This is a genomic window from Anabaena sp. FACHB-83, assembly GCF_014697485.1.
Lineage (GTDB): Bacteria > Cyanobacteriota > Cyanobacteriia > Cyanobacteriales > Nostocaceae > Nostoc_B.
This window is the reverse complement of sequence record NZ_JACJRY010000027.1, coordinates 1-19934: the sequence shown is the minus strand read 5'-3', so window position 1 is coordinate 19934 and position 19934 is coordinate 1. Positions and strand designations below refer to the sequence as shown.

The following is a 19934-nucleotide window of genomic DNA, read 5'->3' as shown; positions in this document are numbered from 1 at the left end:
GTGAATATGCGATAACACAGGCAGTAGCAATTACAGAATCAAAAATAGATCTGTATGAAATATTCAGGGTGAACAGTATCAAGTAGCATTTGTGGGCTTGGTCAAATCTGATACGGTATAACCCTGTTTTGTCAATCTGGGAGAAGCCAATCTCTGAAAGCGTTTCGGAGCTTTACTTTTCAACTTTTGGCTATAAATTTTAGTTTCTGTTAGAAAATAAAGGCTCAAAGCTTTATTAAATAAAACTTTCAGAGTTTAGCTTCGATTATTCCTTTCCGAAAGTGATAAAACAGGGATAAGATGCAATTATTCAACCCAGTAGGCGCAAATGTTCTACACTGCCTGACTGATTGCATCTAACAAAAACAAACCCAAGTCTTTATGCAGTGCTTCATTATGCTGCGGACAACCAGTTGAATGTAGACACCTTGGACAACCTGCTTCACAATCACATTCAGCTGCCAGCGCATATGCTTTAGCAGCGAAATTAGTCAAATCATTAAATTCCCGGTACTCGACGTAGTATATTCTTTGCCACTAAAGTTTCAAACTGCGATCGCATTCCTTTAGCAGCTACAGGGTCATCAATTAGTACACCAGCTTCAATATTGCGTTCGTGGGCGGCTTCAGTAAAGTTGGCTGAAGTTACAAGCAGGCGTTCTTCATCTACAACAACACATTTCGCATGAAGACAGGCTTTTGTACCTGCACCTGGGGCGAGGGAACGGGGGTCATAAAACACTTCTGGTAAGCGTTGTCCCGTCCAGATTTCTTGACGGAATGTGTCTGCAAACTCTTTCAAAAGCGTTGACTCTGGTAATTTATTGTTGTGCGATGGGCGAAGCCCCACCGTAGGTGTTCGCTTCACGTTAAGGAACATCCTGACATTTAGTTCTAGATTCGCATCCATCCGGGAAGCCAGCACACCAAACAGAGCTTGTGCTTTTTTCCCTTTGTCAACAGCAAAACTGGAAATAAGGATGCTACTTTTGGCTGTGCTGAATAACTCGCGCACAACAACGCTAGTATCGCGGCTTTGAGAACCGACGACTTCCTGTCCTGTCCAAACCAACTCTACTCTGTCGTGTACTTCCTGAGATGCTGACCGTTCTGCTGCTAGTAGACGCAATGTGTAAGCTATGTGACCGGGAGTAGCACCCATTGCGTTAAGTCGATTGAGTTCCTCAACAACACTGCTACTGAGAATTTCTGGGACGTAGGTTTTAATAGTTGATATGCTAAAGGGTGGATGAAGCCTTCCTGTTTCAAAGGCTGTAGCCAAACTGAGCAAAACTGGTCGGCTCAGTTGGAGAAACGCTGTCATGACAATTCCTGATTGAGAAAAAACTCAGCACCCAAACCCTCAACTGTAGCTACGACAAGCGCCCGGTCAAGAAATTCGTTACCACGTTCGCAGGAAGATTCAGCAATTAATAAACATCCATGACAGGCTGCACCATGCAAAAAACGCTCCTCTTGTACGTTGTCTGGCTGGTGTTGGGCGCAAACAGGGTCATTAGAACATAGCCTTCCTAATTCTAGGGCGGTAGTTAGATGGTACTCAATTCGCTTGCCAATTTGTACCAGACCTCCCAAAGTTCCCTCCGACCCAGGGGAACCAGTATATAAAAGAATTCCATAGCCAGTGTCACCAACATAAATGCGTTCACGAATTGATGAAGCAGCATAACCGCATTCTAGAGATACTGCTGTAATCAATAGGTGTGATAAGGAGTGCAGCATAATATAAGGTAGTCCAGGAAATTTAGCTTCTGGGAGTGCCTTGCGCTTCTGCCACACCTCGAAGCCCCTCAACAATTCCAGCCCACGTTTTTGCACCGCAGGCTGCTTTACCCAGTTTTCGATTGCCTGTTTTTGAAAGCTGATAAATACACCCTCACCACGGTTTTCGATGGCAGGAACCCAGCTTGGTTCGATATCAAGGGCAGCCCGCCGCACATCCAGTGCCAGTTCGCCATCAATATCAGGCATTGCAGGTTCAAAGCGGGTGAACCCGACTTGGGCAATGACCTCTCGTAAACGATGTACTAGAATAATCCGGTCAATACGAGAGGATAATAACGGGGGCAAAGCAGTTAACTTGCGGGCGCGGGCATAAAAGTCACCATCTGGGGCATCTTCTCCCATCTCTTCTGGGCTGGAAAGCAAGGTTTCAATTTCTACTTGCTTAATACTTTTACTTTGGTCTCCTTGTCCACTTTGCTTGCGCCGTATTTCTGCCCATACAGCTTCATCGCTAAATCCTTCCAAGGCGTTAGCAACTTTTTGTTTACGGCGTTCTCTTTTGACATCATCTGAGCTTTCTGCATACTGAAGAAAGTCTTCATAGACTAAATTAACTGCTGCTCGCAGGGCTTCATCTGAGTCTGGGAGAGAGATAACACTCAAAACTTGAGAAAAGTAAGTATTACTTGCAGCTCTTACTAGCAGTCGGTTGTACTCTGGTTTACCAGTGACGCGGGAAACACAAGGTTCAAAAGCTTTTGGCCCTAGCCAAGGACGATGCCCCAGACATTGACCCAAAATTTTGCCATTGGGTACTGTAGCATCAGAGAGGGGACGACGAGCGCCGCAGGCTTGACAGCGAACGAAGATATCTACGAAATCGTTGCCAGAACCACGTTCGTCAAGCCAAAGTTGACCCCGGCATTTACTGGAAACATCGCTATTGCTGTGGACAAAGCGATACCAGTCGATATCACTGATGTGTCCGTTAACACAGGCTTGGACAAAGCGAACGGGGACAACTGGGATTTTCTTTTTGGTATCGCTGAGGTATTTACCTTTAACTAGACTACCCCAAGGAATCAGAGGACGAGTACGGTATTCTTTGGCGTTAGGGGAAATCCAAGTTTCTTCTACTTGGGCGACAAACCAAGTGGGGAAGGTAAAAGCTGAAATTCCACTTCTAGCGGCGGCTGGGTCTTGCTCGTCTGTAGGTGGCGCATACATAGCAATGTCTCTGACACCCAAAATCTCGGCAACCCTGGCTGCAAGGCGGTCTTCGTAAATTCGTCGTCTATTACCCCGCCAGTGGTTGAGTCCGCCGATGATGACTGAGTAATTTGGTAAGTCCACCATTGCGCCGGGGCCAAAGGTGGAGATAATTTGGCTTTGCCGTATTTCTCCTGAAGGCTTGCGTTTGCTTTTTGACTTCATTTTTCGTCCTCCTCAACCTCAAAACCATCAGGGTTGCAAACCCACAAGTTGACTGTTGGTTCTACATCTCGGAGGCTGCGTTGTGCTTTGAACTTGCGTGCTTCCATTGGTTGCTTTTCAAGTTCTGGGTCAAGGGGGTCAAATAATAATGGCGGTGCTTGACCTACTTCTTGTTGGTATTGCAAGCTGATTTTTTGACTAGCAATGCGTTCCCAAGTGTCTAGTAAATCTTTCACCCGTCCGCGGACTTTTTGACGTAGTGCTTCGGCTTCTACGGCATCAAGTTCTTTATCGTGCATTTCTGCGCGATCGCTAATGGCATCGACCACATATTCTAAATCCTGCCGATGTTGTAAAATCTCGATAGCGCGGGGTGGTGCAGTCATGCCAGGATGCCCTAAACGCGCCAAGGCAACGGAAATAGCGGCGATACCCCTGTCAATGGCACGAGGTGAAAATGGGGTGACGCTAGTTGCTTCTACAGAACGATAAAAGCTGGTATGCCAAGCTGGGAAGCGTTCGTAGTGAGAGCGATCGCGTGGTCGATGTATATTTAATAATGTGATGACTAAGCCAGGGCGATTTTCATCCCGTCCTACCCGGCTGGTAGATTGAATATACTCGGATGCTGTTTTTGGTTGACCCAGCACGACCATCAACCCTAAACGGGTGATATCCAAACCCACGGATATCATATTTGTTGCTAAGGCTACATCGATATGTTTCTTCTCGTGAAATGGTAGTGCCAAGCAGCTTTTGATTTCAGCAACAACATTAGTGCTGACACGGGAAGTTAATTCCGCCGGTTCATAGGCAATTTGACGGTCAGCAAATAAACCTTCAGTTTCGTTGACTCGTTTTCTCAGGCTATACCTTGCTAGACGAGAGTTGACTTCATCTTCAACGATGCGGCGACTACCACCTAATTCCCGCAGGGAGTTAAAATATCCCAGCAGGGTCATGTAAGGATCTGCGGGGTTATCAGGATTTTTTGCTCCTCCTGCTGCTTGATAATGTTTCTGTGCAGCACCCAGTAGTGCTAAGTAAGTTCGTAACAGTACCACTTTTAAGCTTCGTCCCTGGGCCGCAATGCCTACATAGGTACGGGCGTTACTGACACTTGCTGGTACTGTTTTGGCGAAAAATGAATCGCGGCGATCGGGGCCGGGAGGTGGGAAAATATCTACAGCATCTCGCCCAAATAAGGCTCGAATTTGTTTGCTTGCCCTCCGTACTGTTGCAGTAGAAGCAATAATTTTAGGGCGTAATTTTTTACCGTTAATTTCTCTGCTGCTCAGTTCGTCAATGGCAGTTTCATATAACCCTACCATTGTTCCCAAGGGGCCGGAAATCAGGTGCAATTCGTCTTGAATAATCAAGTCTGGGGCTGGTAAATGACCAGCAAGTGCTTGACCGCGGCCAGGATGGGCAGGCCCGTAAAAACCATCTTTGTCATAACGGTCTACCAGTCCGAATAATGCTCCAGTTTCTCCTACCCAAGGGAGATTAGCGAATTTATCGACAGTGGCGATAATAAAGCTGGGTAATCGTTGGTAAATTGGTTCATCTACGGCAACGATGGGCAACGATTGATTGCGGGTAAATTTGCATTTGCGGTTGATACAAGTAATTTGCAGAGATTTTGGCTGATTTGCATCTGGGAGTAATTGGAAGGAGTCAGAGGTAAACCGTTTACCGCACCAAGGACAGTTTTCTAAAGGGATGGGTGAAGGTTTTCGGGTGTCATTTTGAAAGGCAATAGTACGGGCGCGGGCGGTGTATTCATCGTTGTCACCTTTTTTTCCCATGCGGTTGGGAGTAGCGGTTTGTCCCACCCACAGTCCAATTTCAAAAGGCCAGGGGCCTAATTTTTGTGTATCTTTTTGTCTTTCTAACTCTAAGGCGCAGACAAGAGTAGCAGCACGGCTTAATTGGTCAAGGGTAAGCAGGCGCAGCGTATAACGCATCAAAACACTTACGCCGGCTGAGTTTATTGTGGGGTTTCGCAGGCGGCGCAATACCATTGCGAATGCTGCTAATCCTAAGTAAGCTTCGGTTTTACCACCGCCTGTGGGGAAGAACAGCAAATCTACTAATTCTCGGTCAGGGTGTTCGGGATGGGCAATACCAACCAAGTTCATTAATAAAAACGCCAGCTGAAAAGGTCGCCATGCCGGAGGTCTGACAGATTCTGGGGTAGTATCTGTATTGTGGGTAAGACGCTGACGGATAGCAATGGCGATCGCGCGATTGGCAATTTGAAATGCTTCTAATACATTAGGATCGTCTAGGGCTTGCAATCCGGCGGCGATGCGTTTGTTTGCCCTGGTTGCCCGGTTGAGTAAATCGTTAGCAACTTCCAGTCGTTCTGGTTCACTGGGAAGATTGAGCTTTTGTGCTTCAATCCACACCCCATAAGCATCAACTATCCCAGACATCATATTTCGCAGAGCTTCCACCGTGGGTGCGGCGGCGAGTGCTTCCATCCCCAGTTCCACGCCTGCAACTTGCTCAGGTACTACCTTTTCTACATCAGCAATGGGCATCCAAGCAGTGCGGACTTCTTGACAAGTAGTGTCATCGTTGGTTACAGCAACAGCTGAAACGTTATGTCCTACTGCATACTCATAATCATCTCGATACTGTAAATCTGCTACCTTCTCATCCCAATCATCACCGTGTCGTCCGCGCAGGTTGGGACGAGGAACGAGAGAATAAGGGGTGCGGATGATGAGGCAAGTTTGGAAGGCGAAAGCAATATCGCTGTAGGGGTTGGCTACTGGCGGGCGATAGTTCACCAGGAACACGGACACAGAACGAGTACCAACAGGAACTAACTCCGCCGCAGCTACGGGACGCACTGAGGTAACGAGTCTCAAACCGTTACTACCAGGAATTTCCCAATGTTTGGGTACGTTACTTAAATGGAGAGGAACAGTTAATTCTGCTTGTCCGGGGGTTCTTTGCCACAGCCGGGGTAACTGGAGTTGGCTTTTAGAGTCTTCCTGATTTTCTTCATTTTCTTCATCAACTGGACAGTAATCGCCCCAGTGAACAGTAACATTTATTTCCTTAGCGGTTGCTGGTACAAGGATGCTTAAACCCATTGATGAGGGGAAAAATGCTCTCCGGGCGGAGGCACTGTCGGGTTGCTTTTCATCATCGCCAGCGTTCACCTGAGAAATCTCGTCTATGTCATCGTTACCTATATCTTCTGAACGCTGTTCTACTGAAGCTTCATAAGGCACTAAAAAACCCGTGAGATACCACTTAGATGGAGCTTGGTCAATAATTTCGTCAACATGGGCGATATCATTGGGCGTAGGCCCCACTAAGTCAAGTTGTAGGGCATCAATGAGACATGAACGCACTTCGGCAGGAGTATGGGGCATGGTGTATCGCTGTTTACTCCTTTAAAAGATATAACAAGCAATTAACTGTTTTCTTATGTTGCCCGAAGTGTTTAAAAGTGTCAAATAATACTTTAGTCTATCGTTACAATCAGAAATTACTATTGAAGAGGGTTAATTCTGTTTTGTAACTCAATTAAATCTGGGTACTGATTAACATCAAGTTGATTCAGTACCCAATCAAAAAAAGCGTTCAGAGAAATATACTGAGGTTTCTGTTGCTGCATTGCTTTTTGAATATCTTTACCATGAAACCAGATCAAATATTGCTTCTGTGTCCAAAATTCCTCTTGGGTAAACTGCTGCTGATATACAGCAAGACTTTGTTGAAATCTGGCTAATGTAACTGTTCCAACTGCTTGTTGAAACTGGTTAATTAGTGCTTCAGCTTCAGTTTGACAGTCTTGGAGGGTTAGTGAGGATGGGAGTTTACCACTACCACCTGTCCATGTTGTTTTTAATTGATGCCGACTTGCACTTGATTGCAACAAGTTGGCTAATGCCCATCTTACTGCTTGATAATCTTGCAAGCTTCTTGCAGCTTCTTCAATCCAAGTTGCGATCGCCTCAATTCCTGGTGAATCTCCATGTCCCCATTTGGAAGTGGGATTTTCTTGTTTTTCTAGATATTTTGAGTGCCAATAATCGTGAATTAAATCGGCATTTATTAAATAATTCTCCACACAAGCACGATGGGTAAGCAACATGGATTGGAATGGGATTAATCCGATGTTGGTAGTTGGTTGAGCGTCAAAATCGCGATCGCGAAAAATAATGTATTGTTGATTTGTCGCTCCATCTCTAGAAAAGTAACCCTGAACAAAAACTGAAAAAGTAAATTTACTGCCAGAGGGAACAATTGTGGGTTTATTTGTTACAAGGTTCTCGACAACTCTGTTAAGTAGTCTAAAATCTAAACTGGTTTGCTTGCCCTCACAGAAAATAATTTTGCCACTAACGACACTCACAATTACACCTCTAGCCGGATAATATATGCTTCAGGCACTAATTGCTCTATATAATCAGAGTGGGTTGTAATAATAAACTGATTATTTGTGCCTAATTTGGGTAAAGCTCTCAGTAATGCCTGTTGCATTGGTGGATGTAGGTGCAATTCAATTTCATCAATCAGAATGACAGAGTTGTGAATATTCCAACTTGCAAAGTCCACCAGCATTGGAAAAATTGCCCGTTCACCACCGGACATCTCAGAAATTTCATACTGGTTTTTACCGTCGTATAAATAAAACCAGGGTTCACTTAAGATATCGTCCACATTCTCTCGCAGAACTGGGCCTTCAAAACTGCGTTTTGGAAAGACTGCTTTGTAACCCCGTTCAATTTCGGCGTATAAATCCTTTTGTCCTTGCCGTAGATACTGAATTCTACCCGTTTCTACATCTTGATGGAATTGTCGCCACTTAGAAAGGCGATCGCGCAACAGGTCTTCTGTAATTTCTAGTTTGCGATCTGGGTCTTCTGTAGTCAGGCTAGTTGATGTTCTCTGTTCTGTGTACCAAAGAATTGTACCCACTCGCTCAAATACTGAAAATCCTTCAGCACGGAGTAGTTGTTTAGCGTATTCTCGTCCTTTAAATTGAAATAATTCCGCAGCACTATCTGCTTGAACACGCCCGTTTCGCCATTTAAGGTTAACAATATGCTTTTCAGCAGGAGGCTGCAAATCACGACCCATTTCTCGTAACTTTTGTTGAAAATACCGCACAGCTTCGAGTTCACTAGATGAAAACTGCACCTGTACAGTCACCTCCGGCTCAAATGCTCCCCAGTTACTTCCAAGCAGTTCATAGTTAAAACCTGCCCATTCTAAATCGGAAGGTTCTTTTAAGCGTCCGGTTGCTGTACCGAGAGTTGCGGCGATCGCTTGTAAAAGACTTGTTTTCCCAGCACCGTTCATGCCGATGAGAACAATAATATCTCGCGCTAACCCAGTTTCTGGATCTGTAAAATCAAATGTAGAAGACCGGAATTTTTTAAAATATTTTAGCTGTAGGGATTGAATTTTCATAAGCTAGTCTCCACATCAAATCCCGGTATTATTGGTGTAGTGTCCCCAACCTTTTTAGATTTAGTTTTGGTTGTTTTTTTCTTAGTAGCTTTAGCCTTGGGTTTCTTTTGTGCTGCTTTACCGCCGAGAATTTCAGCTTGCGATCGTTTTTGGTTAAGGTCGAGTAGGCGTGCTAAAACTTCATCATGCACTTCTTCTGTCCAACGGTAACGCCAAGGTTTTTTGCGCTGTCGTCCGTTGCTGGTTTCTTCTTCGTCATCTTCATCGTCGTAGTCTAGCAGGAAGGTGCAGTCGGTGGGGATGTCACTCCAGCCGTAAGCTTCGAGTACGGCTTTATCCATTGCGGCGTGCAGTGAGCGTAATTTTAGGATATCAGGGTCGCGTTCTTCTGGGTCATGGAAGCGGTTGTAGGTGTCGGTTAGTCCCTGGTTGTTGCGAACCATTAAGGCGGCGCGGTATTCGTAGTATTCTTTGCCTATAGCTTCTAGGGTGGGGTTAGTTTCCCAGTTTTCCGGGAAGGGGAAGGTTTCAAAGCAGTCGGAAGGATTGTAACGTAGATCATCCTTCACTGATGAGCTAAAAAAACGTGCAAAAATTTCGTGAATACGTGATTGAAGGACAGTAAAATTAGAATATTCCTGAAAGGGAAAAATATTTAGGCTATTGGCAAATACTACATTAGAGTTATAAAAAATGAATGATAGATGAGTAGATGCTTGGCTATTTGTTATTAGTACACGATTTAATTGAGCAATAGCTTGATATAATTCAGTTCGAGGACGAGTAAATTGCCACCACTTTTCTTTAGCAATTTTATCTTTTTGTGCTAATCGTTCAGGTTTAACTTTATCCTCTAGGATTTTCATTAAATCAGGATATTGTTGTGCCTCATACTCGCTTATTTCTCCAAAATTGATTACATAGCGATGATGTGTATGAGTCGGGTTGCTATTAACTTCTTCACCACCAATATACGGAAAAATTTTTTCAGCATTTTTGGGGTCTTTCTCAATCAAGTAGTACATTTGCTCAAGAGATGTTAACTCAGGTTTTGAATCATCGAAGGTAAAACCCATACCCAAAACAGTGCTTCCTTGAAAACTTTGATTTGAGTTTGCCAGTAACACCACTGGATTTTCATTCCCGCCTGTATGAAATAGAAATGCAGAAATTATAGGAACTTCTCGTCCATTTAAAAATTTTAATCCTTGATAAATTCCTTTAAAAACGTTAACTACACTCACAACTACGGCTGCAATTCCTGTCCATTTCAGCCGCTTTTGAGCATTATAAATAGTGCCTTTATTCTGACAAATCCAACGTAATCCGGTAGTCCGAGTATCACCTTGAGCAATAGTATTTGTTGCAATTAACCCAAAAGTTCCACCCTCACGTAATATCTCAAAAGCACGGCGGAAGAAAAACGCCACAAGGTCAGAATTACCGTGAGACTCTGGGTAAACTTCTTTTAACCAATCTTGATAACCAGGTGCATGAGCATTAATGGTTGTATTTTTACCTGCAAACGGTGGATTTCCAACAACTGCATCAAACCCTGGATTTTCTCTATCAAAAACCTCTGGAAACTCAATATCCCAGTTAAATGGAATAATCCCCTTATCTCCACTCCGCAACTTACTAGCAATTTCCTCCAAACTCTCAGTATCAGCTTGGTGATATCGCCACCTTCTCACTAATTCTGCAATCTCAGTTTCTCTCTCCTCTCGCTGCTTCTTATTACTTCCCTCAAAAAACGCCGCAATTCTCACATCCCCCGTTAACCGCGCTTGGTACAATTCTTGTTCTACTTTGTATAAATAATCCCGCTTTTGGTCATCATCAGCATCACTGCGGGTATCCAACGCCTGAATTTCCGCCCGATAAGAACGCGCACGGTCAAGTTGCTCTTTTAAATATACAAATAGCGGTAAATCGTCAGTCGCATCCTTCCCAAAAGAACCAATCTGCTCTTTCTTCAACCCTACCAGCGAATCCCCACACTTGAGGGCATGGTCAAGAAATGTAAACGGTAAATCCTTCGCCAGCGTCACTAACCATAAAGATAACTTCGCCAAATTCACTGCAAACGGGTTTTTATCCACACCATATAAACACCGTTGCGCCACCAAGCGACGCGCAATTAATAAAGGTTCTTCTTTGCTATAATTGCTAATTGTCGCATTCTGGTTGCGATCGATAATTCCCATTCCCAGGCGGGTATCGTTTTCCTCGCGTTCCCACGCTTCCACCACCTTCTCAGCCAATTGACGACAGGTTTCTACCAAAAACGCACCAGAACCCATCGCCAAATCACAAACTTTCAAAGATAAAATCTGTTCCGCAGTCGGTTTTTCTCCCAACGCTTCCAAAACCGGACGCAGCGTTGTTTCCACAATCGGTTTAGTCAGTGACCTGGGCGTATAATGCGAACCAGAACGCCTGCGTTCTTCCCCTGGCTGCAAGTACAGCGAACCCACAGGCAATAAGTTTGGTGTTTGCCGTGATACCTTCCGACCTAGTGCGATCGCTATATCTTCCAATGACTGCGCTGCTTTCAGTTCCTTGAGAGCATTACCTGATACTTCGCAATTTGCCAATTCCTTGAGTAACTTTTGGCGATCGCCCGATTTCGCTGCCAAAATCGCTGCTACATCAACTACCACCGTTGTAGAAACCTTTGATCCCTTGGGTTTACTGTAAACTCCAATACTAGGACTTTCTGCCTGTTCCACAGCAAAACCCATAATGCCTTCATATACCGAGCCAATCTGCTCCACATCTAGGGATCTATAAGATAGCCGTTCCCCTTCTAAAATTAGTAATTTTTCTAACAACCGATAAATTACCCCATCGGGTATTCGCGGAGGCTCGATTGCTTGACCCGCCAGAAACTTACTACTGCGTGGGCGACCTTCCAAAAACGCATATTCATCTGGGTCAAAAAGCTGACCATGCCGTGCTGGTAAATACTCTGGTGTTTGTCCGCCGCCATCATAAACTAAGCGAAATAAACTCAACAGCCATGCCCACGCCCCATAACGCTGATCCATCGTGTCGGGGTAGTTTCCAGCATCTTCACGTAGCCGTTCATACAAGCCAGTTACAGAATAGTTACGCTGATAAATATCGTCTGGTGGCATTAGCCCTTCGTCCTCAGCGTAGAGCAAAAACACCAGTCGCATCAGCGTAGTGATTAATCCACCGTAAATGTGTTGTGGATCTGTAGCAGCAATTTCACCTAATAACTTACCATCAACTGCCGCATCCGCCATCTGAAACCCACGCAGCAGTTCCCACAAAGCATCCAGCACTTGGTTAGCCAAGGTTGTAGAAACTTCTGCTTGGTACTTACGGCTGTCTTCCAACAAATTTTTTAAAGAACGACCTGTAGTAGCACTAAACACCCGAAATGCCGATAACAGCATTTCCATCGCCCCTAAAATCAGCCTTCCAGACACCTCACACATCGCTTGCACTGGAAAGGTCAAATGTCCAGAAGACTCGCCCCGTGGCGCATACACCAAACGCAGCAACCCGCCATTACACAATAAACCTATGGGTATTTGCGTCTCCCGCAGCAACCGCTCAAATTTAGCCTGGGGGCTGGCGTGCCAACCACTGCTAGACTTAGTTAATTCTGGTGCGACTACATCCAACTCAGTACCAGGAGAAATTATTTGCACCAAAATCTGCGGCTTGTCGCTATCTAGGTCAGGGACAATATAGGTAGGCGCAAGAATTTCGCTGTAATCAGGTAAAGCTATCTCATATTCTGGTGATGGTTTAACAAGGTCACTCTCAGCCCAACCTAATACATTGACCGTAAAAGCGGGAAAATCAGCAATCAAGCCATCTTCATCAACCGCAGCCAGCAAAGATTGTTGCAAATCTACAACATTCCGGTTGACCACCGCCTGCGCCTTCACCAACGCCGGGGGAGATACCACCAACCCTACAGGCTGGAGAAAACCCAACCACTCTTTGTGTCTGGTGATTTCTGGGTCAATTGCCATCGTTTCTCCTTTGCGGTCTTTGAGTCTGGTACAGTTTGTTTACTTTATCTGATAACATCAAAGTCTGCTAATGCACATGATATTGGTGCGATGCGAACAAAAATACAACTAATTCGCGGTCAAGATAGCATGACCGTGGAAGCAGATTTAGTAGAATTAGTGCAAAAGCACGTCAATGATTATGCCTCAGAGTGGAAAGAACAATTAAGATTGTACGCACAAGAAGATAAATTTTGGGACTGGGAGTTTAAACTTCAGTTCGTTATTCACAGACAGCCAAACCGCGAAGGCTATGCAATTGAGTACGAAGGCAAAACTCAAGGGTTAATGCTGATTGAAACTCAAATGCACGGTTCGCGTATCAGTGAGGGTAAACGGTTAGTATACATTGATGGAATTGCTTCTGCGCCTTGGAACCGGGAATTTATTCAACGCCCGCCCAAATTAAAAGGCGTTGGTACTGCACTCTTAGCATTTGCCAGAAACCGCAGTATAGAACTAGGTTATGAGGGTAGAGTTGGGTTGCATTCGCTACCAGGAGCAGAAGAATTTTATGATAATCAAGGGATGATTGATTTAGGAGAGGATGAAGATTACGAAGACCTAGTTTATTTTGAGTATGGAGTTCGCCGTTCTTCTGAATAAGGTAGCGAGGTGAAGTTAATGAATCAGGAAGAACCTAATTATATTCAAAGCATTTTTAATCAAGAAAATGCAGTAAATCCGATGGATTTATTATTTGATGAAAAATGGTTGAAAAAAGCTGTTGAAGCAGAAGATAAAGTAGGTGGTAAGATTGGTGCTGGCTTGGATTGGGGTTCTGGATTTGGCGACCTCATGCTTAACTTTGAACTTTTAGGACGTTTAACAACTTTACGAGTTTCTCTTAATCGAGAAGTGCGGTTGCTGCTGAATAATTGGAATTTAGGAACAGCTACAAAAATTGCGGTAAAAACTGCAAGAGATAGATTACTTCAAAGGTTAAGACTACCTACACCAGAAGTCAGAGAACAGATACTCATTGTTTTGGGAAAAGATGAACTTTACGGGGAAGAGTTTATCTCTAATCGAGAGATACTGCGCGAATTGCTGGCGGTGTTGTTGAAACAAGAAGATTGGGAAACTATTGCAGCAGTTGCAGCAGATTCGTTAAAAGAGACAATTATGTATCAAGTTTCTGTTGAAAAAATTTCAGCATAAGTCATAGATTTAAGAATCAATTACTGCAAATTAACAACTAACCGCTAACTGGATACAAATAAACTATACCTACAGGTTCTACCCGTACTGCCTTCACTTCATAAATTGCTTCAATTCGTGCTGGTTCGCGTACCAACTCTTGGGCTAACATATTTAGCCGCTTATCCCAATGGCGACGGTCTGCTTCTAACTGACGCAATTCTTCTTCAGGAAATAATGAAAGCTGTAGGGGTTGTTCGGTTTCTTGTTTAGTTTTAAGAATGCGATCGCGTTGTTCTTCTAAAATCTTCTTCATTTCCTCAGCTTCCTTTTGTCCTCTGGCTGTCAGCTTTTTCTTAGCGCGTTCAGCTAGCACCTCGGCGCGTTTGTGTAAATGTGGTGTCAACTCTCCCACGTCCTGAGATGTAGCTTGGCATAAGCGTTGTCTCACTGATGCGGGAACCTCTCGCAACCGGGGAGAAGCCAAGGAAGTTTCCAGTAAAGCTAAAACATCATCCTTTTGTCCTTCTGGTAAAGCTTGTAACTTTTTACGCCCTCTAGTTACTGGGTCTGACCATTCCGCAGCCACAGCAATTACTTCATCATGTAATCTAGTAGCGCGATCGCCATACAAAGATAAACGTCCTAAAATTAACACTTTGGGTAAAGGTTCATCCGTGAGACACACGCAAGCACGAGTTAATTCATCATGGGTAAAACCTTGCGATAAAAAGCGTCCCAGCAATCGCTGTACCAATCGGTGTTCCAAATGCAAGTGAACTACATCGCCATCCAAAGTACCAGAGTCACGGAAAATTACCGGACGAATAGGAGCTTCCCGCCGCCATTCCCAAGGTTTTTGACCGTGTTTTCGCGGTATTCTTAAGGTATCAAGGGTACTAGCCCAGGTGGGGTCTGCTCCCAAGCGTTGGTTAAGAGATGGTACTATCCAACGTGCAGTAGTAGGGTCATTAGCTGCCTCATTAGCATCCACAGGTGCAAGGGAACTGACTCCCAAAATTTCCAAGGAAGCGGAAATAGCATCCCGAAAATGGCGGTCATCCAATCCCAACCAATCCTGCGAAGTTTTGAGCATTTCTTGAAGTTGTGCCACTTGGTTAACCAATTGCTCTTTCCTGAGTCTAATTTCCTCCAATTCTTCATCAACTACTTGGGAGAAAGCGTTGGCTTGAGTTTCAGACTGGTCTACTTTTTTGATCACCTCAGCAATTGAATTTGCTTGTTCATGGCGAATACCCCCTTCCAGCAATCTTGATAAATTCTTCTCTACTACTGGGGAAAGGCTACCCAGTTCTTTTTGTATGGTTGCTGTCTTTTTAATTAAGATATCTAGTACCCGGTCTTCGGCTCGCTGTGGCAGTGCAAAATAGTAACAGCGAACAATAGGCGATCGTTGCAGTTTTCTGTCAATCCGCCCGTTGCGCTGTTCCATACGGCTGGGATTCCAGGGAACATCAAAGTGGAACAAATCAGCACAGTTATTTTGTAAGTTTACCCCCTCCCGTGCTGCGTCGGTGGCAATAAGGATACGTAGAGGATGACGAGACGGGTCAGTATTAAAAGCAAGTTTGATTGCTTCTCGACGTTCTTCGCTCATACCACCATGAAATACATCGATACGTTCATGCTCTCGGTCTGAGCCTGCAATCAACGCTTCTAATTGTTGTTGGAGGTAACGTTTTGTATCTGTATACTCAGTAAATATAATTACTCGGCGGTCATTCCAAGTAGCCCCTGGTTCGCCCAAATCTGGACACAGATTACTACGAATCCAATTTTCTAGTTCTTTGATGCGGGGGTCTGGCTGATAACGTGCAGCATTTGCAGTCTCAGACATTTCTTCTAGTAGTTCTAGTTCGCGGGCTGTAAGTGCAGAGGTCGTAACTTGACTAGTCGCTGCTATCATCTGAGCATCTTCTTCTGCCTGTACTTCTATTTCGTCCAGTTCAGCGCGGTCATCATCAGCACCTGGAGGTTCCCATAGTAGCGGTAAATTACGTGACAATTTAGTTGTATTAGAAGTAGAAGCAGCTTGCTTTTCAATTGCAGTACGATGCACCTTTAAAGTTCTAGCAAATGCTTCGATAGAGGAGAGTAGGCGTTTTTGCAGAGAAGTGACAACAAGCATCGCTGACTTTTGAGTGGATTTGGATGTATCTTTTAACCGCTCCTCACGTAGTTGGCGATATTCTTGTAACAATCGAGACAGCTTTAACTCTGGAGCATTTGCAGGTAGCCCATCAATAACTATGGGAATAACTTGGCGATTAGGAAAATCTTCTCCTATTTCCCGGAGGTCGCGTTTTAATCGCCTTACCATCACAGTATCAAGTAGTTTTGGGTTGCGAACGGGTACGCCTCGACAAAACCGTTGTGGGTCAAGAATTTCTAGTAATGCGGCAAAGCTGTTAGAGTGGCCGTTGTGGGGAGTGGCAGACAGAAACAGCTTATGCTCAAACCGAGGTGCTAAGTCACGGACAGTTCGTGTCAGTTGAGAATCAACAGCATATTTGGCACCACTTGCTGGGGCGGCGTTATGAGCCTCATCAAGTATCAGCATTGATGCAGCAGAAAAATCACCTAACCAATCACGTAATGGTGCAGCATAGGTTTCATCTCGGAGTAGCGCATGAGAAATAATAAAGCGGTTGTGCGTTGTCCAAGGGTTAATTCCATAGCCACGTTCTTGGCGACGGGAGGCAACAAACTCCCGATCAAAAATCATAAAAGTGAGTCCAAATCGGCTCTCCATTTCATCGCGCCATTGTCGTACCACCGATGGGGGACAGGAAATGATCACGCGCCTCACTTTTTGGCGCATCAACATTTCACGCAGGATCAGCCCAGCTTCAATGGTTTTTCCTAAACCAACATCATCAGCAATAAACAAAGCCACTCTAGGCATCAGTAAAGCTTTACGTAGCGGCTCTAGCTGATAAGCTTTTACCTCAATTCCAGCTCTGTAAGGTGCTTGAAATAATTTTGGGTCTATTGAGGTAACACAGTTCCAACGCAATGTGTGCAGATAAGCAGAAAATAGCCGTGCATCGTCAAATCCTCGGCTGGCAACTACATCCCAATTAGTTGCACTTATGTACTGAGCATCAACTTCTCTCTCCCACAAAACTTCCAGAGGAGCTCCTAGTGCATCGTCATCTAGACACGAAAGGCGAACTAAGGTGTCTTCCTCAGCAGACGGCCCAAGAACTACATCTTCTACAAGATACTGTCGGGAGCGTACCCGAACGATTTGTCCGGCTTCAAGGTTGATTGCTGGCATTTTGTCCTACATAAGTACAATGGCACTTTGCGTTTTATCATCCGAAAGGCATTGCTGCCATAGCATACACACCTAAAGTACCGGACTTCTCACCTAGTGTTAGTTATAAATTTTACCACTAGCTGTCCGTGAAACGCAGCAATATCAGACGATTATATTTTAATCTCAGACTATGGTAAAGCGTGGCATTTTGCTATCAAACCCATTGTTTTAGCAACTTGCAATCAAATAACTTCAAGATTTGACAAACATCCTGTATTTGGAGTTATTAAAATTTTGGCATTACAAGATTAAACCTGAAACTTTACAGATAGAAAAGTAACAGTTGATTTTGATGTAAATCATTTCACTTTTGGCTATGAATTTCTGTTAGAGTGCTTTTTTCTCAAAAAAGTTGTTTTTTCATTTTTTTACTCATATATACAAACGTGCTTGCATTATCAACAGGCAGTATGTAACTTGGCTAGTGTGCAGTTTATTTGGAGCTAGGTTGAACTATAAATGTATTTGAGTTGAGCTATACCTGTACTAAACTGGCATATTTGGTAAATTATTTTCTAATCTACAAACAGTTTAGTAATTTACTAGTTTAATTCGCTTCTCATTGATGTTGTCTTTCACTTGGAATTGAGTTTGATGATATGTGAAAACGTTATCTACACCCAAAAAACACTTGCCGAAAGATACGGGATTTCAATCTCTGCTTTACAAAAGTGGTATCCCTATGCCGGTATAGTAAAACCGCGAAAGCGGGGAGGATATTTTGATGCAGCAACAGTTGAGATTGCTGATGTTTTCTACGTTGCTACCAAAATTCGGCGGTTGACGTATAAGGAATATTTACAGCAAGTAATTCCTGCTGGTGGCTTAGATGCTTATTTACAAAAAGTCAATGGCTTAACCCTTTATAACTTTTTGACCAAGCATATATCTGATGAAGAAAAAAACAACCCAATTGTGCAATCAGTAGTTAGGAGAATTGAGCGCAATGAAGCATATCAACAAAGTGGCAGAGACTTTGCAGGTGTCGCCTGATGTAGTACGTACCTGCTGTCGGTTGTTAGATTTAGCTTTACAGCCAAATGATACGCTTGACGAAACAATCGAACAGCAATTAGTTCAACTTAAAGAGATAGCTTCTCGTGAAGGTATGTCCTTGGAAGAAGCTGCCCAGCACTTGATTGCAATGCGCGATCGCAAATCAGAAGTAGGCGAACATAAGTTCGACAAGCGCGAGTATATTAAACAACGATTTGGCGTAGATCCAGAACAAGCTTCTCCCGATAGTTTTGTAGGAATACTGTACCGGGATGCAGACAGGGGTATTCAGTTAGGAGAATTACGCCATAAAGTGGTGCTTGAATCTTCCACACTTGCTCTAGAAGAATTTGTTTTTCATGGCAGTAGTTCGCTGGCTGAAGGTAATACTTCCGTTGCGGCTGGTTACGACCAGGCGCAAGAGCGAATCAATTCGCGCATTGATAACGATTTTTTCGGCAAGGTGAACTGGGGGGAAGAGACTCATCCACTGTTGGTCGGTACATCGACACCGCAGCCCAGACAGTTGAAGTCCTCGCAGCCGAAAACCGGGCAATCTCCGAAGAAATAGTTAGCCAGATGCTACCCATCTGTTATCGAATACGGGATGAAAGTTTACTTAATTTGAGAAAAACATCTACCCAAGCAGTTGGTATAAATTTACTTTCGGTAGTAGCTGGTACTGTGGTTGGGACATGGGTAACGATTCCCCCAACGCAGGATAAACAGGAGATTTACAGCATCCAGCCAATTTTGGTGGGTGTAGGCATAGGTGAATTAGTTGGTTTCATTCTGGCACTAGTAGTTATTTGGTTTACCAGGGAGTAAGTATGAGTGCAGCATTTGACTTTTTGGTTAACACTGCGGGTGGTTTGTTGATGAACCTGGGTGTTTCTGGGATGGTAGGACAGCTATTGGGAGTGGGGGCCACGCTTGCCTTGCACCCTCTGTTACTACTAACCGGGATAGTTGTGGGTGGTGCAGGAATTGCGATCGCACGCGAGTTAAACAAGCGCCCTCAGTTGCAGTTGGTTGTTGATAATACGTGAGGGGTAAATTATGTTTACTCCTACACCTGTACGAAATAAACAACCAAGTCGAAGAAGACAAAAAGTAAATGTTACCTTGTGGACGGTGTGTTCGACTGTTAGTGCGTTGTCTGTTATTGGGGCGGTTGCATTAATGGTTGGATGGAAGCAACAAATTCCAGGTAATCAGATATCGGAGGTACAGCAAGTAAAGGCGCAAGTTGCCCAAATTCGAGAAGTGTACTTAGAAAAGCTTTCCCGTACTGACTACAATATAGACCATCTGTCCAGTTACTCCTCAGTAGAGGGTGCGCCTACTCTTACAGGCTGGCGACAGTTAGCGGCGGCATTGTGGGGACAGCAATTGCGGGGTGAAATATCCAGAATGCAGGCTAATGAGAAATCTGGATTTTACCGCCTTCATTATATGCCAGCACTGGAGATAGTTAAATTCAACTCGCTGGATGTGTTACTAGAAGCGGCTTCTGGAAATAATAGTTTTTATTGGGGATACCGCAAAACCGATGGTACGAAAGTTGAGGAGAAGATACCAACTGGGGCTGCTGCTGTTCTGATTTTGGGTAAATTAGAGGCGATTGATTACGCCCAGAATTTGGAATCTCAACCATCGGTCGATCTGAATAGACTTGTCCGAAAACTCCAAAGCCAGATTGTTCAAAGCTTTGAGGCAAAACTTTGATATCTTCGTAAAAACGGAGCCATAAGGGTTTGAGACAGTTAGTGATAGTTTAGAGG

Annotated in this window: 13 protein-coding genes and 1 pseudogene; 7 read left to right on the top strand and 7 right to left on the bottom strand. The window is 44.2% G+C overall.

Features of this window, described 5'->3' with window-relative positions; genetic code table 11:
- Window positions 1-499 precede the first annotated feature (499 nt).
- The 6 genes from drmC to H6G79_RS24950 form a co-directional block, all read right to left on the bottom strand.
- Window positions 500-1324 carry a DISARM system phospholipase D-like protein DrmC gene (gene drmC, locus H6G79_RS24975; protein WP_190592741.1) on the bottom strand — a complete coding sequence of 275 codons (825 nt, stop codon included), beginning with the start codon at window positions 1322-1324 and terminating at the stop codon, window positions 500-502.
- Complete coding sequence (gene drmB / locus H6G79_RS24970; protein WP_190592740.1) at window positions 1321-3180, bottom strand: DUF1998 domain-containing protein; 1860 nt, start codon at window positions 3178-3180, stop codon at window positions 1321-1323. Before drmB ends, drmC begins: the two co-directional genes overlap by 4 nt.
- On the bottom strand, window positions 3177-6572 hold the full coding sequence (drmA, locus tag H6G79_RS24965; protein WP_190592739.1) for a DISARM system helicase DrmA: 3396 nt from the start codon (window positions 6570-6572) through the stop codon (window positions 3177-3179). The genes drmB and drmA overlap by 4 nt, the downstream gene beginning before the upstream one ends.
- A gap of 119 nt (window positions 6573-6691) precedes the next feature.
- A complete protein-coding gene (locus tag H6G79_RS24960) occupies window positions 6692-7558 on the bottom strand; it encodes a hypothetical protein (protein ID WP_190592738.1) in 867 nt (288 codons plus the stop codon).
- A 2-nt stretch (window positions 7559-7560) separates the two neighbouring features.
- Complete coding sequence (locus H6G79_RS24955; RefSeq protein WP_190592737.1) at window positions 7561-8619, bottom strand: AAA family ATPase; 1059 nt, start codon at window positions 8617-8619, stop codon at window positions 7561-7563.
- A complete protein-coding gene (locus tag H6G79_RS24950; RefSeq protein ID WP_190592736.1) occupies window positions 8616-12632 on the bottom strand; it encodes an Eco57I restriction-modification methylase domain-containing protein in 4017 nt (1338 codons plus the stop codon). Before H6G79_RS24950 ends, H6G79_RS24955 begins: the two co-directional genes overlap by 4 nt.
- 90 nt (window positions 12633-12722) lie before the next feature.
- Here H6G79_RS24950 and H6G79_RS24945 point away from each other — a divergent pair, with 90 nt between their 5' ends.
- Both H6G79_RS24945 and H6G79_RS24940 read left to right on the top strand, forming a co-directional pair.
- Window positions 12723-13277, top strand: coding sequence for a GNAT family N-acetyltransferase (locus H6G79_RS24945; protein ID WP_190592735.1), 555 nt, complete (start codon window positions 12723-12725; stop codon window positions 13275-13277).
- Between the two features lie 18 nt (window positions 13278-13295).
- Window positions 13296-13832: a hypothetical protein gene (locus tag H6G79_RS24940; protein WP_190592734.1), complete on the top strand. Its 537-nt coding sequence runs from the start codon at window positions 13296-13298 to the stop codon at window positions 13830-13832.
- 37 nt (window positions 13833-13869) lie between these two features.
- On the opposite strand, the gene drmD is transcribed toward H6G79_RS24940, so the two are convergent.
- Window positions 13870-17112, bottom strand: a complete 3243-nt coding sequence (gene drmD / locus H6G79_RS24935; protein ID WP_199334060.1) for a DISARM system SNF2-like helicase DrmD — start codon at window positions 17110-17112, stop codon at window positions 13870-13872.
- A gap of 636 nt (window positions 17113-17748) precedes the next feature.
- Here drmD and H6G79_RS24930 point away from each other — a divergent pair.
- From H6G79_RS24930 to H6G79_RS24910, 5 genes and pseudogenes are all read left to right on the top strand, one after another.
- Complete coding sequence (locus tag H6G79_RS24930; RefSeq protein WP_190592733.1) at window positions 17749-18147, top strand: hypothetical protein; 399 nt, start codon at window positions 17749-17751, stop codon at window positions 18145-18147.
- Window positions 18148-18169: 22 nt separating this feature from the next.
- Window positions 18170-18721, top strand: coding sequence for a hypothetical protein (locus H6G79_RS24925; protein WP_045873788.1), 552 nt, complete (start codon window positions 18170-18172; stop codon window positions 18719-18721).
- Between the two features lie 8 nt (window positions 18722-18729).
- Complete coding sequence (locus tag H6G79_RS24920; protein WP_190592732.1) at window positions 18730-18978, top strand: hypothetical protein; 249 nt, start codon at window positions 18730-18732, stop codon at window positions 18976-18978.
- A 2-nt stretch (window positions 18979-18980) separates the two neighbouring features.
- Window positions 18981-19199: a hypothetical protein gene (locus H6G79_RS24915; protein ID WP_011316696.1), complete on the top strand. Its 219-nt coding sequence runs from the start codon at window positions 18981-18983 to the stop codon at window positions 19197-19199.
- A 10-nt stretch (window positions 19200-19209) separates the two neighbouring features.
- A pseudogene (locus H6G79_RS24910) lies at window positions 19210-19845 on the top strand (phage terminase large subunit family protein); the annotation flags it as partial.
- Window positions 19846-19934 lie beyond the last annotated feature (89 nt).